Genomic DNA, 25,758 nt, shown 5'->3' with positions numbered 1-25,758 from the left:
TTTTCACAATAATGATTGAACAAATAGAACATAAAACTGCGATTAGCTCAGAAGAAATTGATCGATGTATCGCTATTTTGGCACAACTGAATACTGACACGGATCAAATTTTTGAGATTCCAAAAGAACAACGAACGGCATTAATCAAAGCGGCAGGTCAGTTTTCTAAACCCGATCGAGAAGAGCTTTCACGTAGAAAAAAAGACGGAAAATTAATCGCAAAACGCAAAAAAGAAAAGCAAGATAGAACCGCCCGAAAAGAGACAGGAATCCGATATGCTCGCGAAGCTAGTATTTTTGTGGCGCCAAAATTACTGGCTTTTAATGATCTCGCCCACAAAGAGCAGTTGGAGCTGGAAACTCCGCGAAATTGTTACGTTTGTAAAACCGAGTTTACTAAAATGCACCACTTTTATGATACCATGTGTACTGATTGTGGTGATTTCAATTATGCCAAACGGTTCCAGACGGCAGATGTAAAAGGGCAAGTTGCCGTTATCACAGGTTCGCGTTTGAAAATTGGGTACCACATTACGTTGATGTTGTTGCGTGGTGGAGCTACTGTTATTGCTACGACTCGTTTTCCAGTGGATTCTGCTTTGCGATTTTCTAAAGAAGATGATTTTACGGAATGGGGACATCGCCTCAGAATTCATGGTTTGGATTTGCGACACATTCCTAGCGTGGAAATTTTCTGCAATTTTATTGAGCAAAAATACGAACGATTGGATATACTGATCAATAATGCGGCACAAACGGTTCGGCGTCCAGCAGGATTTTATGCGCATTTGATGGAAAACGAAGAACGTCAAATCGCATCTTTGCCTAAACAAGCGCAAGAATTGTTATTAGATCATACGGATTGTTTAGAGGAATTAAAGGTTTTAACCACGGGGATTTCTTCCAATCAAAATATGCCGGTGACTTGGCACGGACCAGAGCCAGGAATTGGTTTGCGGGCTTCCGCCAAATTATCTCAAATTCCATATTCGTTTGATAATGCATTGGTGGCGACTGAAGTTTTTCCAGAGGGAGAGCTTGATGCCGATTTGCAGCAAGTCGATTTGCGGAAAACTAATAGTTGGAGATTGAAACTAGGCCAAATCGAAACCACCGAAATGATCGAAGTGCAGCTCGTTAATTCCGTTGCTCCTTTTGTATTGTGCAACCGCCTTTCGGAAGTGATGAAAAAAGACAATACGGAAAAAAAACACATTATTAATGTTTCAGCAATGGAGGGTAAGTTTCACCGTTTTTTTAAAGAAGCCCGTCATCCGCATACCAATATGGCTAAAGCGGCTCTGAATATGCTGACACACACTGCAGCAGGAGATTTGGCGAAAGCCGGAATTTTCATGAATGCTGTGGATACCGGTTGGGTGACTGATGAAGATCCAGCTGAACTAGCCAAAAGAAAACAGGAAGAAGAAGATTTTCAACCTCCATTAGATATTGTAGATGGTGCGGCACGCGTGATGGATCCGCTGTTTGATGGTATCAATACTGGAAAACATTGGTGTGGGAAGTTTTTGAAGGATTACAATCCTATTCCATGGTAGCAGGCTCCTACCCTCTAAAGGGGAATTAAAAAGGTTGTATAATAAAAGAACCACATCAGAATCGGATTTTTCTGTGGTTTTTTGTAAGTATTATTTTGAGATAAATGACTGTATTTATGAACGATTCGGCTATGATTTCTTATCTGGCAAAAGTGTAATAAATAGTTGTAAAACAAAATTTCCAAAGACAAACCACAAGTAAGCAAAAGCACTAAACATAAAAGTAAAAATAGGAGCAAAGCAAACTAAAATAACTACGCCTTTCAGACCGTAAATATTTTGCTCGTTAAAGTTTACGGGCATAAAACCAAAACTTACTAAGATTGAAAATAAGATTAAAAAGGGTAAGTAAGCAAATGAAAACGTTATAATAATTTTCTTAAATAATGAGTTCGGCTTTCCTGAATATTTAGATAAAGTAGTTTTTAGACTCATTGGTTTTGTATGCTTATCTTTTGATTTTATTGGTTCTTTGTTATTTGTATTTTTTATAGATGCAAATATATAAAACCCACAACAAAAAGTAAATTTCGTTGTGGGTTTTGTTTTTAACCTTTGTTGCGGAATAAAATTCTGCTAGGTTGTTTTTTTATATCTTTATATTTCCGAGAACTGTTAGCGGGATAAGCGGGATTTACCCCTCGATCTTCGCACTCAGCTCAAACCATCTTTCCTCTTTGTCTTCAATTTTGTTGATGATATTTTCGAGTTCTTTGGCTTTCTTTTCAATATCGGCATCAGCCACTTTACCATCGGCGAATAACTGCTCGATTTTAGTTTTATCTAGCTCCAAATCCTTGATTTCTCTTTCAAGCTTTTGGTATTCTTTTTGCTCATTGAAAGTTAAATTTCCTGTTGGGTTGTTTTGCTTCCAGTCTTTTTTCTCCGCTTTGTTTTCCTCTTTTTGAGCTACATCAGCACTATCTTCATAGGCTCTAAAATCAGAATAATTCCCCGGAAAATCTTCAATAACACCTTTTCCTCTAAAAATGAATAAGTGATCTACAATTTTATCCATAAAATAACGATCGTGGGATACCACGACCAAACATCCGGGGTAATCCAAAAGAAAACTTTCCAAGACATTCAAAGTCACAATATCCAAATCATTAGTAGGCTCATCGAGAATCAAGAAATTTGGATTCTGAATCAAAACGGTACACAAGTACAAACGCTTTAATTCACCACCACTCAATCGGTCAACGAAATCATATTGTTTCTTGGCATCAAAAAGAAAGCGCTCTAACAATTGTGAAGCCGAAATCATTCTTCCTTTCATTAAAGGAATAAATTCTCCGTATTCCTTAATAACATCAATAACGCGTTGTCCTGGCTTTGGGTTAATACCACTTTGGGTATAATAGCCCAGTTTTATGGTCTCACCAATCACTACTTTTCCTCCATCAAGCGGAATTCCACCAGTCAATAAATTTAAAAAAGTTGATTTTCCTGTACCATTTTTTCCAATAATCCCAATGCGTTCTCCCGGTTGAAAGTCAAAACTGAAATTATCCAAAATCACATGGTTATCAAATTTTTTGGAGATTTTGTGAAGCTCGATAATCTTGCTTCCCATTCGTTCCATGTTGATTTCAAGTTCCACTTTATTTTCGCGACGGCGACTTTGTGCTTTTTCCTTGATGTCATAAAAATCATCCTGACGCGATTTTGATTTGGTCGTTCTCGCTTTTGGCTGACGGCGCATCCATTCCAATTCCTTCACAAAAAGATTCTGTGCTTTATCAACACTCGAATTTTCGGAAGCGATGCGTTCCTCTTTTTTCTCTAAATAATAGGAGTAATTTCCTTTGTAGGAATATAATTTTCCGTTGTCGAGTTCGATGATTTCGTTACAAACACGTTCCAAAAAGAAGCGGTCGTGCGTCACCATAAACAACGTAATATTTTCTTTGGCAAAATAAGTTTCTAGCCATTCAATCATCTCTAAATCTAGGTGATTCGTCGGTTCATCCAGGATTAATAAATCGGGACGGTTGATTAAAATAATAGCTAATGACAAACGTTTTTTCTGGCCACCAGAAAGGTTTTTTACTTTCAGTTTAAAGTCTTCCAACTTTAATTTGAACAAAATTTGTTTGTATTGGGTTTCAAAATCCCACGCATTGTGTTGGTCCATTCCATCAAAAGCTTTTTGATACGCTTCTTCGTCTTCTGGATTTTCTAATGCTTTTTCGTAGGCTTCAATAACTTTCAAAATCTCATTATCAGAGGCAAAAATGCTTTCTTCAATAGTCAATTCTTCCTGTAAATTATTGTTTTGCGACAAGAAAGCCATTTTGATGCCTTTTCGCAACACCACTTGTCCGGTATCCGACTCGTCTAAGCCATTAATAATGCTCATAATAGTGGTTTTTCCCGAACCATTTTTGGCTATAAAAGCAATTTTTTGGTCTTTGTTAATTCCAAAAGAAATGTTTTCAAAAAGTGTTCTTTCCCCAAAAGATTTGGATATATTCTCGACTGATAGGTAATTCATGGTGTAATAGTGCCTAAAACAGGGCTTTTCTGGTTATTAAAATTAAGAGGTCTCTAATTAGGTCTCTAATTTTAAATAGGAGTTTAATATGGACGGTGCAAAGATACCTTTTTTGAATCAAACAAAAAAAGATAGCTTTACACTATCTTTTACGTTGAATTTTTAATAATTCACTGACCTTATACCTTTTTCTATTACTAAAGGGTCTGTATACTTTAATCTTTCCATCTGTTTCATATTTCCCGATTGTGGTTTGACTTCTTATTCCTAAAATCACCATTGCTTCTTTAGTATTTACATATTGTTCCATACTTTTATTTTTTAAATACATTAAACTTTATCGTCTGTGCATTTGTTACATCAAAATAGATGAGCTTTGTTTAGATTTTTTCAAGTTATTTATAGTAAATACTCGCGAACGGGCTTTACTAATATTTTCTTTGATTGATTCAATTGCTTATATATGGAAATAAATCGTGCTCCTTTGGTTTCTGTTTCTGGTTGGCACATACTTAATATAGCCATACTCATTTAGTTCATGCATACATTTATGGTATGTTTTTGGAGAAGAAATCATTGCTATTTCCATAATTTCATAACTGTATACCTGAATTGGATTAATAAAGCCTCTATCCGCCCTGAATTGAAGCAATGCAGCATAGATACCAATATGCGTGATGCTAATACGGCAATCTTTCTTTATCGCCTTAAAGAAATCGGATAAAGGTTTTAGTGTTTCCATTAAATGCTAGTTTATTAATTTTAAGCAGCGTTTGTTTATCAACCTTTTTGCTACATGGAATTAGACTGGCTTTTCCTTTTTTTCTTAGCTTCCTTTGGTACTTCTGGCCCATCGTCGTCAACACTCTGGTTTTGCTTTTTACTATCCTGTTTAACCGAAGCTTTTTCGACTTCGGACTGCTTTTCCTCTTTGGAATGACGGTTGTCAATTCGTTGCATATTACCATCGTACACATTGATAGTTTTGAATTGTGGACTGGCCTCAATATATTGTTTGACCTCATTGTCTTCTTTTAAGAAAGTAGCAGATTGCAGATTTCCTTTTTTCATGGAATCCATCAGATCCTCTTTGTACTTTGGATTTTCTAGTTCCTTGATTGGATGTTTAGCCAATGTTGCCTCAAGATCATAACCATAATTCTGATGGTATTGGTTTAACTTAAAGTTTCCGTTAGTATCGGCTTGTTTAAAATCCATCTGCACCCATGCGTTGTATATTTCTCCTTCTTTATTGGTAAGGTTTTTGTTTACGGATCTTCCCTCCATAAGATTAAAAGCTTCTTTCATGGTAATGTTGCTGCCTTTATTGATATAAAAGGTTTGTTCCAGAGCTTCCTTGGAATTTTCTTTTTGCAATTCAACCTTGTATGAATTAAAAAAACACATATCGCTTTGATCTGATTTTTTAAAATTCAATGTTGCCACAGCGGTATCGTTGCCGTATTGTGCATTGTGGCTTAAGGTGAAATTTGGTTCCTCTTTTTGTAAATTTGCTTTTAATTCACTTTCCAGTCCTTCACCGAAACCGGTGTACTTAACCTGGTCTTTTAAGTATTCAAAATTTTTCTCGTTCATGACTAAATTCTTTAAATGATTAATAATTTATAGTTTGTGTAGCACGGTCACCTTTGCTAGTTTCTTGTTTTTCACATGCAGTTCCACATGTCTACCACCATTTTTTTCCATTAGCTGTATGGATAGGTATTTTTTTTCCGGAATTGTAAATTTTGTAAGAGCAAATACAAATGTGTTTTCCGCTTCCCCGTCAATTTTAACTACATTATTTAGAATGTAGATTGGTGTAATTTCGATTTCCTGTGAAGCGGTTCGTTTTACCTTCTTAGTATCTCGTATAAAAAAGCGAAGCTGGTCAATATCATAATTGATTTTAGAATTGTTCCTTACTTTAATTCGGTAGTACATGACCTCATCATGAATAAAAATTCCGCTGAGTTGAAAATCAATACCATAGTTTCTTTCCTTTTCACCACGTATCTTTTTCTTGTCGTAAAAAGCCAATTTGGAATACTCTTGAACATCCTCTTCGTTTCCCGTTCTAGACGAAAAATAAATTTCCTGTCCTTCGGGTTTGTTCTTATTCACGGTGAGATTCAATTGTGGCGAGTTCTCACCATAGTTTAACACGAAAGAATATAATTTACCATCGGCAGTGACCACTGTAAGATTGGTCTGAAAAAATCTTTTCTGAGCAGCCTTAATCTGAAGTATATTTTCAAGACCTTTCGCTTTCTGTACCAGTATATCCTGACTTCCCCTGTCAACACTTTTGATAGCAAAAGGAAATACGATATTGGTCGTTTTTGAATAGGCTATTGTTAAAGAATCAGGCTCAATTTTAGATAGACGGTTTTTTTCTGTTTGTTGCGCAAATGCACTGATGGTAAGAAGTAGTAGAAACCCCATCACCAATAGATTAAAATTTTTCATAGTTAATAATTTTTAGTTTTTAATTGAATCTTTTTGTTTCTGATTTTCATCACGAAGCAGTACCATATAGCCCGCCTTTACAACCACTTTGACTAGTTTTACTTTTTTACCGAGAAGACTTTTAGCGGCCTCAATTCCAGCTCCCGCCGCCTGCGCTCCCCAAGAATCATCAAGGCTTGCAACACCGAGCGTTTGCATAGAACGGTCAGCAGATGCTTTGGCCACATCACGGTTGATGGCGCCTGGAATATAGATCCCACTGAGTCCATCTATATCATATACAGACAAGTCAACAGGAAATAGGGAGTTGTTGTATCTTAGGCTGTTTATGGTAATTGCCAGTCTTTCTCCTTTTAGAGAAGCTGTACCAAAAAGAAAATTGTCCTTTGGAATTTTTATTCCATTTATAAAAACATCATTAGAAAGTCGCAACTTAACTGTTGAACCATTTACAATAGTCTGGGTTTCATGGATGACAGCTTCTACGGCATTTTGTGCATAGTCAGGACTTTCCGGTTCATCTAAAGAATAGAATCCATTGTGTCCGGACTGTCCAGGAGAGGCAGTAGTATTGACGGGAGCACTTTGCAAGGAAGAAATATTGTCTTCATGCGTTCTAGTAGCAATGGCAAATACCTGTCCTCGTTGTTGTTTCGAGGCTTTTCTCAATTTCTCCTGCATCCTGTCAGGATGTTGAATATCAAGGATGTTTTCCAACATTCCGCTGAGCTGTTGCAGTTCAGGATCATGATCATCAATTTTACCGTTCATGGAATGCATCATTTGTTCGAGCCTGTCAACATCATTGGAATGCATCGAAGTTTCATTTGATTTTGCATATTTATCAAAATCCCGATTTTGTGCTGGAGGAGGTGCAGGCGTATTTATCGCCTTCTGCAATGCTTCCAATTTTTGACGTACTTTTTCTTCTTTCGGGTCACGATGCACCGATGTATTTAAACCTGTATTTCCTTTTCTAGAAGTAACGTCACTGAGACCCTCTGTAGAATCAATCTGAAAAGATTGGCTCAAATAATTGGGGTCTTTTTTGATGAGTTCATCAAGCTTTATAGAGTCAAGGGCAGCCTGATCATAATAATTCATCTTATCCAATGGAAGTCCTTCTTTCAGATTCGCGTCCGGTAGCTTTATATTGAAACCCTTTTTTTCTAATGCTTGTGAATTTGCAGCCTCCATTTTTCCACCACCCAATGCCCAAAACATAATGGTTACAAACGGGAGAACTAGTAGCGGTAATACAACGAGCAGCTTGCGCTGTCTTAACATTTTTAATGATTTTGTTTTGTGTTCCATGATATTAATTTTTAAATTGTGAGTGATAATACTGTTTTACTATGGCAATACTGTCCAGCAGTCCGGGACGATAGTGCACAATACTGTCATGCCGTTTTTTCCCTGTGGGACTGCGGCTCAGGCTATCCATATACCTGTGAAAGCGAACAATTTTTTCAAATTCGGTTGTATTGATGGCAACATTTAGCTGGATGGATTTTTCTTTAAATGGTACCGCATTGGTTGGTCTGGTAATCGGAGTCATAGTTATGCTTTTAGTTTTATTTCCTGAAAAGCTATTCACAATCAGGTAAATGCTACAGCCGCCTGTAAACACTATAAAACTAAACAGGATAATAATCCAACTTTTGCGTGATACATGTGCTGTCTTGCGCTCTAACCAATTAGCGCACTTAAGTTGCAAGCGAAGATTCGCTTCATCAAATCTTTGTAATAAACTACTCCTGAAACTATCAGTCTCAGCAGGGCTATTTTTGCTGTTTTTTTTTAAGTTAAATTCCATAATCAGCAGGTTTATTATTTTCTATTTTCGGTACTTAAATCACGATTCTCGATTGTATTCCATCGTTCGATCAAAAATCCATGTGGATTGTTATCACTACGCGATACATTACGAAGATTTCCTTCCGTTATCAAGTTTCGGTATGCAATGCTGGTAGTTCTGGTAATATTTTGGATAGCATAACATCGGAATTGATAGGGATAGGTATTAATGTCAATTGTCACGCTGTCCACCTGTATAGTCTGGCTGATATTGCCTGATATGATTCCAGCGTAATACCCATTTTCTTTTAAATCATCATATATCCGCTTGGCACTGTCATCAGCAAGATAAAGTGCCTTGGTAACATTGGTTTTGATGACTTGATCATCCGGATCAAGGGTGAAGAATAACTTATGAAAGGTCTTTATATGATCTCGTGCTTCAACGGGTATATTATCTTTCCTGTCCGAAGCATAGGCTTCCAGCGCTTTTCCATTAGCCAGTATATAGACTTTACCCTGCATTTGGGATACTAAACTGAAACTCTTGTAAAGGGCGAAGCAGGAGATTACTATACAACCAGCAATCACTAACATAGTAAAGCCGCGAACATGCCGGAAGGCGGTGTCAATATTTTTCATTTTGCTAAACATGATATTTTCTTTTTAAGGATTATGAATTGCCTTTTAACTTATCGCCCATGTAGCTGTCCTTACTCTTGAAGTAAGGAGCCGAAGTATTCGAACTGGACATGTTTTGGGACATGCGTCCAGCGGCATTGCCCATTGCATCCACTACCATCCCTGCACCAGCAGATGCGCTGTTAACCGCTGAATTTGTGGAGTTGCTGAAGATACTGGTCACTTTTTGGCCTAAAGCTCCGCCACCACCTGCGTGAACAATGTAATTAGCAACTGATGGTACAGTAAAATAGCCCACAATACCAATAATCATAAATACCAGATACGCAATATCCGTTCTACTAAAGAAGGTATCCCCATAATCATTGGCCTGTGCTATGTCAATTTTTAGCATGTTCTCCTGAATCTTGCCGATGATACTACCAAAAATATTAGCCACTGGAAGCCATAAGTAGATATTGATGTAGCGTGCCAGCCAGACGGTCAGCGTATGTTGGAATCCATCGAAGACCGATATACCGAAAACGAGTGGTCCTAAAACAGATAGTACTACTAGTTGAAAAGTTCGAAGCGTATCAATACAAAGTGAGGCGGCTTCGAAAAGTACGCGTAATACTTCGCTCATCCATTCTTTTACAGAATTGCGAAAATTATAGGATGCCTTGGACATGGCAAATTTGATATCGTTTCCAATGCTTGCAAATACTCCTTCAGTACTAGGATTCTTATCATCATGGGTGTATTTGTACCATTTATCACGATCACCACTTCCATCTGCACCAACATACATCTGCCAAGGATCGGTAGTCTTGAGCGCATCTTCTTTTTGTCGAAGCAGTACTTCAATAGCTTTGTTCGATCCTTCAACCATTGCGGCAGTTGCTGTAACGGTAGGTTTCATAACTCCGTTAATCATGTCCAGCACTGAAGGAAAAATCATAATACAAAAGCCAATAACAAATGGGCGAAACAGCGGATAAAAGTCTATAGGTTCCGCGCTGGCGATATGCCTCCAAACCCTAGAGGCAATATACCAGATGGCCGCAAAGCCAGCGATTCCCTGCCCAACACCCAACAAGTTGCTACATAAAGGCATCATCTCGTCGTACAATTGTTCCAATACACTATGCAGACTGTTCATGTCGTCTGCCATCCCTTGTGCCTGGATCTTAAAAGGCAATGCTATTCCTAGGATAGCAGATAATGCCCCCTTATTTATCTTTACCATGGTAGTGAGTATTTAGTTATTTACCTTGTAAATGCTACGCATCGCATTCACATCATTGTGCTCTTTTGCACGTTGTATCGCTAACACTGAAGTGTTGTTATTGAAGCTTCGCAGGAATAAAAGCTTATCCTGCATATCAGCATAAATTTTATCAATTGCAGCCAATCTTTCATCATCGGACATTCGCATTTTGTTAGCGGTAATGACAGAGGTGAGCTCGTCAATATTTCTAAGGCTCTGCTTAAAAAGATTATTGTATACCCTTTCGAGATAGGCAATCTCATCGGGATTGAAATTCCCACTGTTTCTGAAACGACTAAATGCAGCCTTGTATTCCTTTAACAAAAGCACCTGATAGGTGATGATATCCCCAACACGTCTGTAATTCCTAACTGTTGGACTTACTTGCATTAGCGCATCAAGGAATGTTTTATGAAGGCTAAAATTTCCCTGAGATATTTTTTTTAACGTATTATAACCGCCATTAAGAATTTCATAGCCCTTTTTCATATCCTTGAGAATCTGCCTAAATTGGGCAAGCTTTTCTATGTTTAAAATCAATTGCTGCATTTCCTGTGCTTGGGCGGTTACCTTCGACGGTAACAACAAACCGACAAGCAGAATTCCTACAATTAGTATTTTTTTCATGGTAAATAAGTATTAGTGCCACGCAAGGCACGGCTAGTTTTTACCTCTTTAGTATCGGTAGTCCTTGAAAGGGATATCAATCTGGTTTGATTGCTGAAACTCTCACAAAAAGCGTCGTTTTCCAGCATGTTCTGATAGATTGCATCGATTCGTTTCATTCGCTCATCGTCTTTCATTTTGAGCTGCCCGTCTGTTATAATTGTGATGAGTTCCTTTAAATTGCCGTCACAATTTTGAATTAGGCGATCGAATACCCGTTTGATATAATCCATTTCATCCCCGTGGAATAGATCATCATGCTTGATTTGCCGGTAAATACCACCGTAATTTTTTATAATCTTTACCTGAAGGGATATGATTTCAGCAATCCTTGCATACTTTTTTATTTTCGGGTTAACCTTCTTGAGCGAATTGAAATAATCAGTGTGGAGATTAAATTCTCCACGTTTGAAATCTCCAATAGTGTTCAGTCCATTTTTGGCTACGGAATAGCCTTTTTGAGCATAGCCAATGTAGATTTGAAGGGATGCGATTTGTTTCAGGAGTGCTTCTCTTTGTTTTGCTTGCCCATAAATATTTCCATTTAAGAATCCTGCAAAGAGCAGGAATAAAACTATTTTTTTCATGATTTTAAGGTTTTAAGAATGGAATCCCATAAAATTTCTTAACAGCATCCACGTCATTTTTTGTTTTCGCTCTCTGCAAGCTTAAGAGTGCATTTTGCCTATTGAACAACATAAGATCATCGTAGTTGGCATCAATATGATCCGCAGCGGCATTGATGATTTCAAGTCTTTTTGCATCGCTCATCTGTGTGCTAAATGAATCAAGGATTAAAAAGATCTGGTCAATATTTTTCATGCTTTCATTCAATATGCCTGAGTATACTTTTTGCATATAGCCCAATTCGTCCACATTAAAATGATTGTCTTGCTGAAATAGGCTCCAAGCCCTTTCGTACTCATCCACAAGACGTATCTGCTTTTTGGTGATGTCCCTAATACGTTGGTAATAGGTAATGATGTTTTTAACCTTCATCAGTTCATCATAGTAATTTTGGTACAGGTCTTTTTGCTTCTGGGTCCAATTTGATATCTCATCCAGTTTTAATTTGGAGAGCGTATTTTCTAATTTCTTCTGGGCATTCTGCAACCATATCGTTTTGTTTTGCAGCCTTTGAATCCGCAGATCAATTGCTAATATGACTTTTTTTACTGCCTCTTTAATCAATCCAATAATTGGAAAAGCTGTAAAGGTTGCTGACGGTCTTGCAGGAGTGCTTAGGAGTAATAGGCACAGCAGGCAAACCATGATTTTTTTCTTTGATTTCATAATTTTGTATTTTAGTGTGCGTTTCTTATTTATTCTACGATGTTATTTAACTTTCATCATCAAGCCTGCGCCCGCAAATCATTAGCCAGTGCCGCTATCCCTTTTTTGATGTCGCCATCAAATTTTTTAGTGTAAGCTTGTACTTTTACTTTTTCAGTTTCTTCGGTGGTGTAGGCGAGGTACTCTTCAAGGGATACTTCAGTACGATACACTTTAGATAGCATTCCTCCCAAGGAGATAAATACTTCCTTGTATTTTTTTTCAGGGTCATTGGCTTTGTTTACCGAAAGCACCAGTGCTTTTTCCTTTTCTGTAAGTCCAAGTAATTCCTGGATTTGCTCAAATTTATTTTGATACTTACTCTGATCCAACAATATCTTGCAGTCGCTGTTATTGATAATTGCCTGTTTTACTACCGGTGAAGAAATAATATCTTCCACTTCTTGTGTAACCACTATTGCCTCGCCAAAGAACTTTCGCACCGTCTTGAATAGATATTTAATGTATTCGGCCATCCCTTCCTTAGCAATAGCTTTCCAGGCTTCTTCAATAAGAATCATTTTACGGACACCTTTAAGCTTGCGCATCTTATTGATAAAGACCTCCATAATGATGATAGTCACAACTGGAAAAAGTATCGGATGATCTTTTATGTTATCCAGTTCAAATACAATAAAGCGTTCTTTTAATAGTTCGAGATTTTCGGTAGCATTGAGCAGGTAATCAAATTCACCTCCCTGATAATATGGACGAAGTACATAAAGAAAATTGTTCACATCAAAATCCTTTTCCTTAACCTTGTCTCCTTCCAATATTTTTACAAAATCGCCTTTCAGAAAATCGTAAAAAGTATTGAAGCAGGGAAACAAATCGGGATTGGCATCTAGTTTTTCATAATAGAGTTGTAACGCATTGGATAATGCCACATATTCACTTCTATTGAATGTTTCATTGTCTTTTTTCCATAAAGCCAGTAGCAAAGTTTTGATACTTTCTTTTTTCTCTGTATCCAAGGTGTCTCCCTCGCTGATATAGAATGGGTTGAATCGTATTGGATTTTTTTCATCATAAGTGAAATAATAACCACCCACCATATCGCACAATCCTTTGTAGCTGTGGCCGACGTCAACAAGAACTATATGTGTTCCCTGCTCATAGTAGCTCCTGACCATGTGATTGGTAAAAAAGGATTTTCCGCTACCAGAAGGCCCCAGAATAAATTTGTTTCGATTGGTACAAATCCCCATTTTAACAGGCTCGTCACTGATATCCACATGAACAGGTTTTCCCGTCAAACGATCTCCTAGTCGGATTCCAATTGGACTAAGGGAAGAACGATAACCCGTTTCTAAATTCAGAAAACAGGTGGCTTGTTCTACGAAAGTATCAAAGGTGTCATTCATTGGAAAGTCTGCCGAGTTTCCAGGAATGCCCGCCCAAAAAATTTGTGCAGCACCCACAGTTTCCTGTTTAGCGGCCGCATCCATCTGCGCTAGTGCGGAAGAAACTTTGTTTTTCAGGTCTTTCAGTTCTTCTTTATCGTCAGTCCAGACCAATACATTGAAATGTGCCTTGACAGGTAACCGTTGCTGGCTAATAGCCTCATTAAGAAAATCATTTGTAGCATCACGTGCAATCATATTTTCTCTGCTATACGCGGATAAGGACTGTAATCGCAATCTTTTGCTTTCCAGTTTCTTCAACGTTTTTTGGAAATCCTCTATAAAAATATACTGGTTGTAAATGTGGTTACAGGAAAGCAATTGACCTAGTGTTGAGGCAAAACCGATACTAAACTTGGTCTTATCCGTGGAATATCGGTCATAATTAATTCTGGAACCGCAAAGTGCAGGCAAGTCAGCTGCATCACCTAGGGTATAAATTTGACAATGTTTGTCGCCAACCTGTAGCCCATCATTGAAAGTAATATCTTTAAAAACAAACGAATTTTCTTTTTCAGAAAGAAAGCAGTACCGTTCTATAATCCCAATCTTTCGGCTGTGGCTTCGGAGTTCATCATTTCCAAGGCGTGTCAATTTTACAAAACCACTGTCTTCTAAGATTCGTGCAAATTGTCCAGTACTATCAATAAATTCTTGGCGCAGTTGCGCTTTTAATGTTTCTTCCGGAACTATTGAACTCCTAAGTAAATTAGAGAATAAGGAACTGGATGTTTTTCTGCCTTGCGGTTTCTTGGTCAGGAAAATGTAACACGAATGATCCAGAAAGGGACGTTCATTAAAAAAACGCTCACTGCTACGGGTCAGGAAACTATTATCCTCATTGGTAAAGTCCGCTTGAAATTTGCTGTCGATAAACCAATCCTGTTTATGGAATACACTGAACTTAGGAAGTAATTTTATTGCTTTCAACCAAGTTTGGTGGAATGTTTCATACTCCTGATCCGACAAGGTAAATATCTCAGGCAGATCTGCCTTGAAAACTACTGTCACGTCACCCTGTTTGGACAGGATGCAGTCATGCTCAACATCCATAATTGGTAAAATATCATCTATCCTCTTTTCCATCTTCATTTTTATTTACCTGTTAGTAATTTTAACAAAATGCTATTTTTGCATTTTGAAAATGTTCCTGCTTTGGAACTTGACTGCCTTAGGAACCTGTCGTTTTGCTAAGGCTTTCATCATACCATGTTCGCCGTATTTCTGGCTCATCTTGTATATTTTTAAAACCCATAGTGCCCCTGAAACGCCTACAATTCCTACGCAGACTATTGAGGGCAAACCTGCAATGTACATAGCAGCAAACAGCATAATAAGAACAATGACACCTCCACCCAAATACCATATGTATTGTGCTTTTAACCCTTTAAATTCAATACTTTGGTTAATTCCTTTGTTGATTTGATACACACTATTTGTCATGGTATTTCTTTTAAAATTTCATCCTGTTACTTCGTCTCATTTCGGCAAAGTATTGTTGCTGCCATTTATCGTTGTCACTTTCTACAGTTGAAAAACGCTCTGATTTTTCTGTATGCTCCTTACTGCTTTTTATAGATAATTGAATCACTGAGACTTCGTTAGATTCTGCTGTTTCTCCATTGATACTGGTATCTTGCGGATTATCTTGCATTAATTGGTTCTCTTGAATTTTTAATGCTATTTCCCTTTCGAGGCTGGAGAGTTCACTTTTCATCTGTTGCAATTCGTTCTCCTTGCTAAAGGGTTTTGCAGTTAATTGTTGTAATTCTGGCAACTGATTTTCAATATCATTCAGGGATTTTTCGTACTTTTCCTTGAGGTGCTCTACCCGGTCAATTGCATTTAGGAAGTGACGGACTGCCAATTTTGGATTGTCCACATTAGGCGTTCCTCCATTGAAAGTATATTTAATGCCTTGATCCGAACGTTGCGCATAAAAGCTGTTGGAGTAGCGGTATTGGTAAAGACCATCACCCTGATAGGCTTCGCGTTCCCTTTTTACATACAGTCCAAAATCATACAGCTTACCAATTTGTTTCGCTTCGCTTTCTCCATCTGGAGGTTTCCAATTTTTATAGAGATCAATAACCTGCTTGCCGATACTCTCGGTATCTTGCGCTTTAAAATCATGTAATTGTATTGGATTTGCCTTTGTGCCGTCACTTTCATATTTCAAGCTCTTTTTATAAAAGCCTTTATCGACAGTGAGTTTATCCAATGTTTTAGTAGTGACCGTTTTTTCCTCCAATAGATATTCAACTTGATACTTGGTTCTTGAAATTTCCTTATAATGTGCCTTTTTAAGGCTTTCCATCACGGCTACTTTTTTCTCCAATTTTGATTTTTCCAGTAAGGAAGTATCACCTGATAATACTGCTATATATTCTGAAAAGTTCATTCCACTTTTCTCATCCATAGCACCTTCATCAATGGATCTGACATTCAGTTCACAGTTTTTCATCTGGCTTATGAAAGTCTGTTTGTTTTTCAATAGATTGAATTTGTAATTATCCAGCGACTGCTCCGTGGCATATATAAAGTTCTTTACTTTATTCTCGTAATGTTGTTTGGCAACTTCATTTCCTTGCCTGCTGCCTCGTCCATTACGTTGCCCTAGATCCGATGGTCTCCAGGGAATATCCAAATGATGCATAGCCACAACCCGTTTTTGTACATTCAGCCCAGTGCCTGCTTTTTCCGTGCTCCCCAAAAGAATGCGTATTTCGCCCGTGTTCATTTTGGAAAACAGTTGCGCTTTCTTTTTAACCGTCCAATCGTGTATGTAGGTAATCTCATGGGCAGGGATATTAAAGTCCGTCACTAGTTTTTCTTTAAGGGCATCAAACATATTAAATGCGTCTGGCTTGGGTGTTCCGATATCCGAAAAAACAATCTGAGTACCTTTATGTTTGGTTGAAGTATTATAAATTTCAGCCACATTTCGGGCGCATGTATTGACTTTATTGTTGGGATGATCGTCGTATCCTTCATCTATGAGTCGCATATCGGCAGCCATCTTTTTAGCGTAATTTGTAGCTATAAGCATCCTCCCTCTATCTTCCTCTCTGCTAAGGGGTGCTCTTCCAATAAGTGTCGCGTCACCTGTCTTTGCAAACTGCATCAACTGTGTAATAAACTCGCTTTGTTCTGGTGTCGGGCTTATATTGACAAGCTGTTCATCAATTTCCGGTTTGTCTAGATCAATATGCCTAGCCGTTTTATAGTCCGTAATCTCATTATAAAACAGTGCCAATTCCGGAACTTTAATAAAATGGCGGAAACGTTCTTTGGCGATGATTTCATTGGTAACCGAAAACTCAAAATCAGTTGTTTTTCTTGCAAAAACTGATGCCCATCCATCAAAGTTCTCAATATGTTGACGTTCCATTTCTTTTGGACGTAGGTATTTAAAAAGCAGATACATCTCCGTTAAGCTGTTTGAAATGGGTGTTCCAGATAGAAAAGTTACACACAAATCTGAATCAAATTTTTCCTGAAGCGAACGGACAGCAAACAGCATGTTAAGTGCCTTCTGGCTTCCTTGTATATTTCCAATTCCTGCAACACGGTCATGACGAGTCGTGAAAGTCAGATTCTTGAATTTATGTGATTCATCTACAAACAAATGGTCAATTCCCATTTCGCTAAAGTTGATACCGCTGTCTTTCTTTTCTTCAATATCCTTTAATATACCTTTCAGCTTTCCATCCAGATTATTTTTGCGTATCTCAAGTCCTTTCAGTATTTTTTTGGAGATGTCCCTACCCAAATCTTTCGCCGTATCTAAGTCACGTTCTACATTGTCCAATTCATTTTGTAATATCTCTTTTTGGATTTCTGGTGATTGTGGTATTTTTCCAAACTGGTCGTGTGTCAAAATGATGCAATCCCAATTATTATTCTTAATTTCATGAAACAATCTTACCCTTTTAGCTGGTGTAAACTCATTTTCACCTGGAGCCAAAATTCGGGCATTGGGATAGGCCTTGCGATAGGTAGTTGCAATTTGATCTACATTTGCATGTAAGGCAAGTATTGCTGGTTTGTGTATGATTCCTAAGCGCTTCATTTCATTGGCTGCAACAATCATGGTAAGTGTTTTACCGAGTCCAACCTCATGGTCAATTAAAGCACCTCGGTTTTGAATAATACGCCATGCGGCGTTTTTTTGCGAACTGTATAAATCATTAATTTCAAGGGCTTTTTTATCCAATCCTGGAAAACTGAGATGACTTCCATCATATTCACGGAGTACAAAGCAATTGAACGTTTCGTTATACAGGTTTTCCAATTCCTTCTTATCGCTTTCTGGTAATTCCTGCAGCCATTCTATAAAAGCATTACGGATATTCTCAATTTTTTGATGTGCCAATTGTATGGCCTCATTGTCGGGTAGTCGTAGTGGTTTGCCTCCAGGACCATTAACCTCATAGGTAAAAAATGGAGTCGTGTTTTCCAAAGCGTGTTCCAATATGGTATAACCGTAAGTGGTTCTTCCACTTTTAGGTGTTACCGCAAATTCTCTGTCAATTTTGGTATTATGTCCCGTACTGACTTTAAATGTATCTAGCGATGGGAAGTAATTAATTTCAGTTGACTGTTCAAACAATTGCCTGGCAAAATTCTCATAGTAATTGATAGGTATCCATCGTTCACCAAGGTTAAAATCGAGTATTTCAAAAGGTATGCGCTCTGGCTGTATTTTTTCCAGTGCCTGCATTCCTTTATAATATTGGATGTTTTCAGGATTTTGCTGCACCGCCTGTTTAGCCTGTTGTAACTTTTCTACAACATTACCACTTAGATACAGGTCTGTAGTCTCCCAATCCTGACGGATAGGGTTTAGATAAATATGATGGTTGAGGCTTTCTATGGCCTCACTTTCGTCAAGTCCTGTTGCAGCAGTTATAAATCCCAGATCTACATTTCCTTTTTCATTCAGGCTTCGGGCAAGTGCTTCGATTGGATCATTAGTAAAATACCTACCCTGTTGTTTTACTATGGATTTGCTTAAAATATCGGACTTTACATACCGCTCGCCTTCTTTTCGTTCTAGCGAAGAAAGGATTGTGAAGCCAAAAGCCGAATCCTGCATAATTAATCTGCGATTCTCAGCACTGTTAAGAATGCCATAGTGAGAAACAAATTTTGTATACTGCTCATCAAGATTTTTTCGCACTTCATCACTCGCGGCTTCATCTGATTGTTCTTTTTCAAACAGTTCCAAGTAGTTATCCCTAATAACAATATAGGAATCGTAAAATTTCAGATTCCCTTGCAACAGTAATGGCTGGAAAAAAGCCTGTTTATGGTCGTTATTTATATCATTGATCGTTCCAATTGCTTCTCCTAGCCGAACCAGTGTTCCTTCTTTATAGAAGGATTTGAAGCCGGTAACTTCTTTATAAAGCTGTCTTTCAAGGTTAAAGGCTGACTCCAGCGTTTTGTCTCCTTCATAAATATAAGCATGGTTATATTGCTGAAGCGTATTGGATAAAGCCAGTAGTTCATGGGGTAATAATCCACCATTCATCCAATTGGCTGAAAAACTATCTATCTCTTTTACATTGGAATATAACTTGTACAAGTATCTATTAGTCTTGTTTTGTTTGGCGGTCATAAGCACCACATTTTCATGTGAGGGATTATCCGTTGTGCGGATGGTGCTTAATATTCTTGATGTTTTTTTGTCAACTACCATTTCATCCAATGGATTGATATAGTCCATCGCACGATTGATATTCTCCGCTGGCACGGTGTCAAACAATCCTAGCTGAACAGAAATTCCGCTTGCCTTGCTTTCCGGCATTGTCAAGTAGGTAAATTTTTGTCCTAGTACTTCGGGCTGCTTAACAATACCTATTTGTTGAGACTGTTCAAAGCGCTCCTTGTTAAAATTCTCTTTTAATCCATCAGTGATTGATTGGGCAAGCCTGTCTACAATTGAATTGATATCGCCACTTTGCCATACCCTTTGATGTGCTTGTCCATATTGGTTTTTACCAGCTTGTACTTCATTACCAATTAGTAGTTCCGGTCGATGGGACAGGTATTTATTAATACTGTATTTTCCAAACTCGTTTTCCATACCAACAGTTTGCAATAGGTCAGTTTCATTGTCAGATAACGTTTCCTTGCGCTCGTTTTTTTGCACAATAAGCAAATGATTAGGAGCTTCCGTATTACCTGTTTCCTTCATTAGGTTATCAGGCATAACAGCCAGACTCACAAAATCTGCATTTTGAAAAAGGTATTCACGTACACTCTGATTCGAAGAACTATTCAAAAAACCATCAGTAGTGATATACGCCAACAAGCCGCCATCCGCTAGTTTGTCCAGTCCTTTTGCAAAAAAATAATTGTGGATTTTCCCTGAAATAGCTTTATCAGGATAAGCCTGGTCATAAACTGAAAAATTACCAAAAGGAATATTGCTGACCACAAGATCATAGCTGCCATTATCATTTGTTGGGGTTTCCTCCAATCCTGTTATATGCGTAGTAGTGTTTGTTACCAGCGTACTGTTTATTGCCGAAAGCACTAGTCCGCTAAGCTTGTCTTTTTCAACAGCGCTAATTTGTTCCAACTTCGGGAATACTTTTTCTGCTTCTGTGATAAAAATCCCTGAACCAGCCGATGGTTCATATAATCTTTTAGGAGCAATGTCTTGTCCTTTTAAAGTATTGTACAATGTTCTGGGAACAATTTCTGGTGTATAAAAGGCAGTGAGAACACTATTGCGCAGCGACGAAACAACTGTACTATAATCCTTTTTAGAATAGTGTTCCTCTAACGATTCATGTAGGCGCATCATCTCTGGATGCAGCTTCAGATCTTCTTTTGTTGCTCCGGACTTCATCCAGTCTTCGGTAGTGCCATATGGATATAACATAGCCTTGATACCCCCAAAACCAGCGTATGCCTTTAGTGCTGCGACTGCCTCTTCAGTAAGAACGTCGCCCTGCTGCCATTGCATGGCAATAATAATCGCCTTGATATTAGTACTTAGTTTTTGGGATAGATTGTAAGCCATAATTACTCATTTTCATACTGTTAACTTCCATAAATAGCTCAACTCAGATAGTCAGCAATCTGACCAATAAGGGCATTCCTTAAAGTAGGATCCTCTACATTTTCATTTGTAAAACCAATAGTTTCAAAAACTTTCCTACAACTTTCCATAAGGTTGATTACCTCATAAGTGAGGATGCCTGATTCATAAAAAATAGTATAGGTTTTCTCAAACTCCTCAGCCAATATGGAACGGATATATATAAATCGGGATGGTTTCAGATCTTCGGTAAGTACATTGAGACAAATTTCTTCTATGATATATTGGGGCGTACCTTCTGATAACATATCCTCCAATATGGATTTTATACCATTTACTTTTTCATTGAGATAACTCAATGCATTGTACTCTTCCTGTAGCGTAAACATCAGCTCGGGATTGTTATGGATAATATAAAACCATAACTTTTCTTTTAGTATATCTTCCATAGTGATTTTTTTTAAATACCAAAGAAGGATTGTATTACGGTGGCCACAACAACCAGAAAAACGCAACTGCCAAACCAGGCGGCAGCCACCTTTCCGGTATCAGGATCACCCGCATTCCATTTTTGATATACCTTGACCGCACCTATTAATCCCAATATGGCACCAACAGCATACATTAGTTCGGTACCTGCATCAAAGTAGCTTCGCACCAGTTGATTGGCTTCATTAATTCCTGCTAGTCCGTCTTGGGCGTATGTCTGATAATTAAAGGCCAGTAATAGAAGGACGATAGTAGTGATAGCAGTCTTTTGTCGGGTAAATATTTTAAAATTCCAGTTGCACTTTTTCATGACACATTATTTTAAAGTTCAAATAATTAGATAAAAAAACGAAGGGGTTGCCACTGTCGCAATTCCACTTTTCTGTTACATAAGCCATACCGCGTAGGGACGGACAGGGGCATTTCCTTCGCTATCTTGTTTTAGTCTTTTTCATCCCACAATCCTTCCGCCTCTGTCTGAGTTAAAGTGATGGATTCGAGTTTGTCACATTCTGAGACAATCAGCTCGCTTACTGAGGAGCGAAATGGAGAATCTTTTACCGTAGGATACTCCCTAAGAATTGATTTGAAGTAATCCAGGAATTCCTGTTTATGAAATTTTCTTTTGGCAGCATCTGCGATAACGTTTTTCAATCGTTCTACCAGACTATCTACGTCTTGAAAAGTAGTATCAAATTCTCCAAATGAAGATTGGGGTGAAGTCACTTCAGGTGAATTCTGATAGTTTAATTCGGATTGAGGTTCCTGGTAATTCGGGTGCCCTAATCTGTGGAATTGAAGTTTCCGCTTTCCTGTCACGATTTCTTTGATGTCATCAAAATAAAATCGCAATCCAACAAATAAATACCAAATGGCTAATAGCAGAACAACTACAACTATGTAATTGTCCCATGAAATGTTTGTAAACATACTTTCTTCATTTTATCGTTCTACATTAGTTCTTTACAATCCGTTTAATGGAAATTTTTCCAAATCCGGATGTTCATCATTACAGGGCAAAGAAACGATAGACAAGAAACTGCCACAAGTACAACTTTTTGTTGTACCCCAGTTGTACCCCTTTGTACCCTAAGTAAAATCAAGGGAAAAAATAAAAAAAAATGTATAAAAAAATCAAATAGCCTCCACAATGGGAGGCTATTTGATGATGAAATAAATTATTTTAGGATAGTTATTACTATTTTAAAATGATAAAAATTCAATTTCCGACTTTTTATCCATTATCTTCCAGCCATCATCGTTTCGTATAAAATACACTTCATAATTCAATGTGTCTCGCAAACCATTTTTAACAGCAGCAGCAAAAACATTCTTTTTAAGAATAGTATTGTAAGCCACAACAGCCTTATTACCGGAACTCATAATCCTGATTGCTGTAATTGCTCCAAACTCTTCATCTGCTACTTTTACACGTTTAATTTTATATATCCTATGAGCTTTAGGTGTAGGCAGCAGATACGGTTTCGCTGCAGAGGTAAAACTCACGAAAGAGGCAGTATCGCCAAGTTTCTTACTTTCAAGCACTTTTACAAGCCCTTTTTCTATCAATCCGGATTTAAAAATGGTGTAAGCGTGTGCAGGATCATTACAGAAAACATCATGGTCAACAATAGTAGGATAATGGTTTTTTTCTATAATAAGGGCAATAGCCAATTTCTCATTTAGCGTTTTAGGTTGGCAGCCTGTTATCATCAGAATCACCACTGTTAAAATGTAGGGTAGGTTTTTCATGTCTTTAAATTTTAAATTATTAGTATTTAGTTAATATTCTTTAATCTGTTTAATCATACGTTCCAATGTTTCAATTGCTATTTCCTTATCTCTTTCTTCGGCAACATATGCTTTGCTTCGCATAGCATTATAAGACAGATTTACTTTATTTGGAGTCGATAAAAAAGGAACGATTGTTTTAAATAAATGATTCATTGATTTTGAAATAAGAATTTTTAATTCATCAGAAGCCCTTAGGATTAGGGCTGTTTGATCGGTCGAAAGTTTACATAAAACTTTACCGGAAGGGGAATCTATTACAGAGAGATTATTGGTTTTGCTTTGTATAATTTGAGAGGGAGCACCTAAATAATTTGCAAATCTTGACTGTACAAAGATTATTAATTCATCCAAACAAGAAATTAAAGTTGTTGCAACCTCTTTTAGACTATCTCCATCAAAATCGTTGCGATTATTTATTTCTCTGATTTTATCTAAAAGGAATAGCAGTGAAGAGTAATAATTTCCAACTAAAATTTTAATTTGTTTCTCCTTGGTAAGCGAAAAAACTTGTATGGTAAACTGTGACTGAATGAAAACTGTTTGCTCAGTTGCTTTTTCAATAATCGCTCTTGATTGAATTGGAGTAATCATAGTAAGATCCGTTTTATTGGGATTAAGGGTCGAAGTCACCGTTAAATCCAACCACTCTAAAAGATAGGTTTGAGTCATGTTTTTTACTTTTACTTAGTAAATCTTTCTCTCGATCGTAGATCGATAGTACTCTAAATCAATGCTTGTAGAACATGTATAACCCGATCAAAATACTATTTCGTAGTATTTAATGGAAATTTAATCTTGAACGATATTCAGAAGGGGACAGGGATGTATGTCTTTTAAAAAAAGTACTAAAAAAAGAAGAATTGCTGAATTGCAATTCTTCGGAAATATCCAAAATGGTTAAATGATTATAGTGAAGCAAAATTTTAGCTTCTAAGACTATGGCTTGCTCTATATGCTGCTTGGCAGTTTTTTCGGTAACTTGTTTGACAGTTTTGCTAAGATGGTCTGTCGTGACCAGTAAAGTATCCGCATAGAATTTTACACTATGTTGTTTTCTGCAATTGATTTCTAAATTGGTAATAAATTGCATGACCAGTTTTTCCTTTCGTGTGTGTTTTACTGTAATATGCCAGGAGTATCTATGATACATTCCTGCTAATTCATACAGTAACAGATTAAAACTAAATAGGATTGTCTCATTTTTAAAAATATGGATACTGGACCGCATTACTTTACTATTAAGTAGTTTAAACAGATCAATAAGTAATACCACATCTTTACTCTTGAGAAAGATTTTGGAAGATAATTTAGTAATAAAAAATTCAAAATATCCAACATGAGGTCTCCTAATACTATTCTCAAAAGCAAACTCTGGGGTGAATGATAGCAGACAAATTTGCAGTTGGTCACTCATAATCAAAATTTCACATGAACTTCGTGTTGGAACCACTAATAGCTCATTTTCGAAGACAGCAACTTCTCTATTATTTAGTCGTATGGATAAAGAACCAGAATTTACGATCAGTATAGAAAAGTGATCCAGCATAAGTAGCTCACTAAAAGCTATTTTAGATGTAAAGTTTTCAAAAATGTAGACTTGTAAACCTAAATGACGATATTTTGAATTTTTACTTACCAAAACAATACTCTTTTATAGAATTATAATCAGTCAAATAAACTTTACTTTGGTTTAAGTGGCTTGAGAGGATACTTAGAAAGTAATTCGGACATCAATGAGACTGAAACAAAAAGTAAATTAAACATACCACTCACAAAAAATAAGTAGGCGAGATTCCGTGGGTTACTACTTTTTATCTCGCCATTTGTGAGGTAGCCAATTATTTCATCATAGGATAATAGATCTATGATGAAATAAAGGCAAACTATATTGAAGAGAATCAAAAACACGCTAAATGTGGATATTATTTCCTTTTCAATGAGGAGGATACGGTGCATTATCACTCCGTTACAAGATTATTTATCATAATTCCTGTTACAAGTGACCTCCTTATCGCAATAGATGAATTATTAAAAGCACCACTAAGTCCTCCAACACGGTTGCCAACAGAGGAGTCCCAATCCTCATCTTTGCGCTCCTTGGCATAGTAGAGTGAATGCCTTACTATAGATGAAGTGGTGAGGATAATTCTCTTCTCCTCGTTATTAAATTGAGGATTAGTCATCACAGATGATTCATATGAAATTATAGATTGATAAATGGCTCCATATTCATCGTTTTCCCATAAAAGGACATCATTCATAAAACTGGAAAGACTGCCTTTTGCTAGATTTGTCATTGTGGAATTTGCAATAGCTTCATCTAATTTAGCCTGAGGATTATTTACAGTTTCTTGTATTATGTCAAGATTAATGGGCAGATTTGTTCCTAAGTTTAAAAGCATTAAATCATTATTCGCAGCTGCGATGGCTTCGACTTGTTGGCTAATTTGTGCTATTGTAGTGTACTGATAATTACCTGCCAAATAAATATCAAGGATGTCATTATGCAAATTACCCGCAAGGTCATATATGTTTGCCGGGTTTTCTGGGGTTAAGTTTTGCATCAAACGTGCTAATTTTTCTGATTTCTTGCTGCTAACCTTGCCATTAATACTTTCAGTATTATCAATAGAGTCAGTAGTACAAGAGACGATTAGCAATGGTAAAATCACTAATCTTAATGAGATGTTTTTCATGATTAAAATGTGTTAAATGTGTCCGACTACTTTTGTAGTCAGTTCATTTCACCCGGGTAAGCAGAACTTTAATTTAGCACGATGCTAAACGTTTTTGCTTTTGAATTCGAG

The 25,758-nt window shown here is 37.2% G+C and carries 23 protein-coding genes; 1 reads left to right on the top strand and 22 read right to left on the bottom strand.

Annotation, left to right across the window (positions count from 1 at the left end; genetic code table 11):
- The first annotated feature begins 11 nt into the window (after window positions 1–11).
- Complete coding sequence (locus tag BLS90_RS02390) at window positions 12–1,559, top strand: SDR family NAD(P)-dependent oxidoreductase (RefSeq protein WP_175455422.1); 1,548 nt, start codon at window positions 12–14, stop codon at window positions 1,557–1,559.
- 634 nt (window positions 1,560–2,193) lie between these two features.
- Here BLS90_RS02390 and BLS90_RS02385 read toward each other — a convergent pair.
- From BLS90_RS02385 to BLS90_RS02275, 22 genes are all read right to left on the bottom strand, one after another.
- Window positions 2,194–4,056, bottom strand: coding sequence for an ABC-F family ATP-binding cassette domain-containing protein (locus BLS90_RS02385; protein ID WP_073355150.1), 1,863 nt, complete (start codon window positions 4,054–4,056; stop codon window positions 2,194–2,196).
- A gap of 142 nt (window positions 4,057–4,198) precedes the next feature.
- A complete protein-coding gene (locus BLS90_RS16750) occupies window positions 4,199–4,366 on the bottom strand; it encodes a MerR family transcriptional regulator (RefSeq protein WP_158614935.1) in 168 nt (55 codons plus the stop codon).
- A gap of 147 nt (window positions 4,367–4,513) precedes the next feature.
- The gene (locus tag BLS90_RS02375; RefSeq protein WP_091254822.1) at window positions 4,514–4,798 is read right to left on the bottom strand and encodes a hypothetical protein; all 285 of its coding nucleotides are present in this window, start codon (window positions 4,796–4,798) and stop codon (window positions 4,514–4,516) included.
- Between the two features lie 50 nt (window positions 4,799–4,848).
- A complete protein-coding gene (locus BLS90_RS02370; RefSeq protein WP_091254819.1) occupies window positions 4,849–5,652 on the bottom strand; it encodes a hypothetical protein in 804 nt (267 codons plus the stop codon).
- Between the two features lie 27 nt (window positions 5,653–5,679).
- A complete protein-coding gene (gene traN / locus BLS90_RS02365) occupies window positions 5,680–6,525 on the bottom strand; it encodes a conjugative transposon protein TraN (protein WP_091254816.1) in 846 nt (281 codons plus the stop codon).
- Window positions 6,526–6,537: 12 nt separating this feature from the next.
- The gene (gene traM / locus BLS90_RS02360) at window positions 6,538–7,812 is read right to left on the bottom strand and encodes a conjugative transposon protein TraM (protein WP_317039374.1); all 1,275 of its coding nucleotides are present in this window, start codon (window positions 7,810–7,812) and stop codon (window positions 6,538–6,540) included.
- Between the two features lie 31 nt (window positions 7,813–7,843).
- Window positions 7,844–8,341, bottom strand: a complete 498-nt coding sequence (locus tag BLS90_RS02355) for a hypothetical protein (RefSeq protein ID WP_091254810.1) — start codon at window positions 8,339–8,341, stop codon at window positions 7,844–7,846.
- Between the two features lie 14 nt (window positions 8,342–8,355).
- Window positions 8,356–8,976 (bottom strand): conjugative transposon protein TraK, encoded by a 621-nt coding sequence (gene traK / locus BLS90_RS02350; RefSeq protein WP_091254806.1) that lies wholly within the window; start codon window positions 8,974–8,976, stop codon window positions 8,356–8,358.
- Between the two features lie 19 nt (window positions 8,977–8,995).
- Window positions 8,996–10,192 (bottom strand): conjugative transposon protein TraJ, encoded by a 1,197-nt coding sequence (traJ, locus tag BLS90_RS02345; protein ID WP_091254800.1) that lies wholly within the window; start codon window positions 10,190–10,192, stop codon window positions 8,996–8,998.
- Between the two features lie 12 nt (window positions 10,193–10,204).
- A complete protein-coding gene (locus BLS90_RS02340) occupies window positions 10,205–10,840 on the bottom strand; it encodes a hypothetical protein (protein WP_091254796.1) in 636 nt (211 codons plus the stop codon).
- Window positions 10,837–11,466, bottom strand: coding sequence for a hypothetical protein (locus BLS90_RS02335; RefSeq protein WP_091254793.1), 630 nt, complete (start codon window positions 11,464–11,466; stop codon window positions 10,837–10,839). Before BLS90_RS02335 ends, BLS90_RS02340 begins: the two co-directional genes overlap by 4 nt.
- Before the next feature lie 4 nt (window positions 11,467–11,470).
- Window positions 11,471–12,172 carry a conjugal transfer protein TraI gene (locus tag BLS90_RS02330; protein ID WP_091254792.1) on the bottom strand — a complete coding sequence of 234 codons (702 nt, stop codon included), beginning with the start codon at window positions 12,170–12,172 and terminating at the stop codon, window positions 11,471–11,473.
- Window positions 12,173–12,231: 59 nt separating this feature from the next.
- Window positions 12,232–14,700 carry a TraG family conjugative transposon ATPase gene (locus tag BLS90_RS02325; protein WP_091254789.1) on the bottom strand — a complete coding sequence of 823 codons (2,469 nt, stop codon included), beginning with the start codon at window positions 14,698–14,700 and terminating at the stop codon, window positions 12,232–12,234.
- 39 nt (window positions 14,701–14,739) lie between these two features.
- Window positions 14,740–15,057 (bottom strand): DUF4133 domain-containing protein, encoded by a 318-nt coding sequence (locus BLS90_RS02320; RefSeq protein ID WP_091254787.1) that lies wholly within the window; start codon window positions 15,055–15,057, stop codon window positions 14,740–14,742.
- Window positions 15,058–15,067: 10 nt separating this feature from the next.
- A complete protein-coding gene (locus BLS90_RS02315; protein ID WP_091254784.1) occupies window positions 15,068–20,650 on the bottom strand; it encodes an Eco57I restriction-modification methylase domain-containing protein in 5,583 nt (1,860 codons plus the stop codon).
- 38 nt (window positions 20,651–20,688) lie between these two features.
- Entirely contained in the window at window positions 20,689–21,117 is a 429-nt protein-coding gene (locus BLS90_RS02310) for a DUF1896 family protein (RefSeq protein WP_091254781.1), read from the bottom strand.
- A gap of 11 nt (window positions 21,118–21,128) precedes the next feature.
- Window positions 21,129–21,467 (bottom strand): DUF4134 domain-containing protein, encoded by a 339-nt coding sequence (locus BLS90_RS02305; protein ID WP_091254778.1) that lies wholly within the window; start codon window positions 21,465–21,467, stop codon window positions 21,129–21,131.
- Window positions 21,468–21,598: 131 nt separating this feature from the next.
- Entirely contained in the window at window positions 21,599–22,087 is a 489-nt protein-coding gene (locus BLS90_RS02300; protein WP_091254775.1) for a hypothetical protein, read from the bottom strand.
- A 273-nt stretch (window positions 22,088–22,360) separates the two neighbouring features.
- Entirely contained in the window at window positions 22,361–22,909 is a 549-nt protein-coding gene (locus tag BLS90_RS02290) for a hypothetical protein (protein ID WP_139171379.1), read from the bottom strand.
- A gap of 30 nt (window positions 22,910–22,939) precedes the next feature.
- Window positions 22,940–23,620, bottom strand: a complete 681-nt coding sequence (locus BLS90_RS02285; RefSeq protein ID WP_091254765.1) for a hypothetical protein — start codon at window positions 23,618–23,620, stop codon at window positions 22,940–22,942.
- Between the two features lie 109 nt (window positions 23,621–23,729).
- Entirely contained in the window at window positions 23,730–24,590 is an 861-nt protein-coding gene (locus BLS90_RS02280) for a helix-turn-helix domain-containing protein (RefSeq protein WP_139171378.1), read from the bottom strand.
- A 319-nt stretch (window positions 24,591–24,909) separates the two neighbouring features.
- The gene (locus tag BLS90_RS02275) at window positions 24,910–25,611 is read right to left on the bottom strand and encodes a hypothetical protein (protein ID WP_139171377.1); all 702 of its coding nucleotides are present in this window, start codon (window positions 25,609–25,611) and stop codon (window positions 24,910–24,912) included.
- Window positions 25,612–25,758 lie beyond the last annotated feature (147 nt).

The organism is Flavobacterium omnivorum, from assembly GCF_900099915.1.
Lineage (GTDB): Bacteria > Bacteroidota > Bacteroidia > Flavobacteriales > Flavobacteriaceae > Flavobacterium > Flavobacterium omnivorum.
The sequence above is the reverse complement of the archived record's forward strand: the minus strand, read 5'-3'. Positions and strand labels throughout refer to the sequence as shown.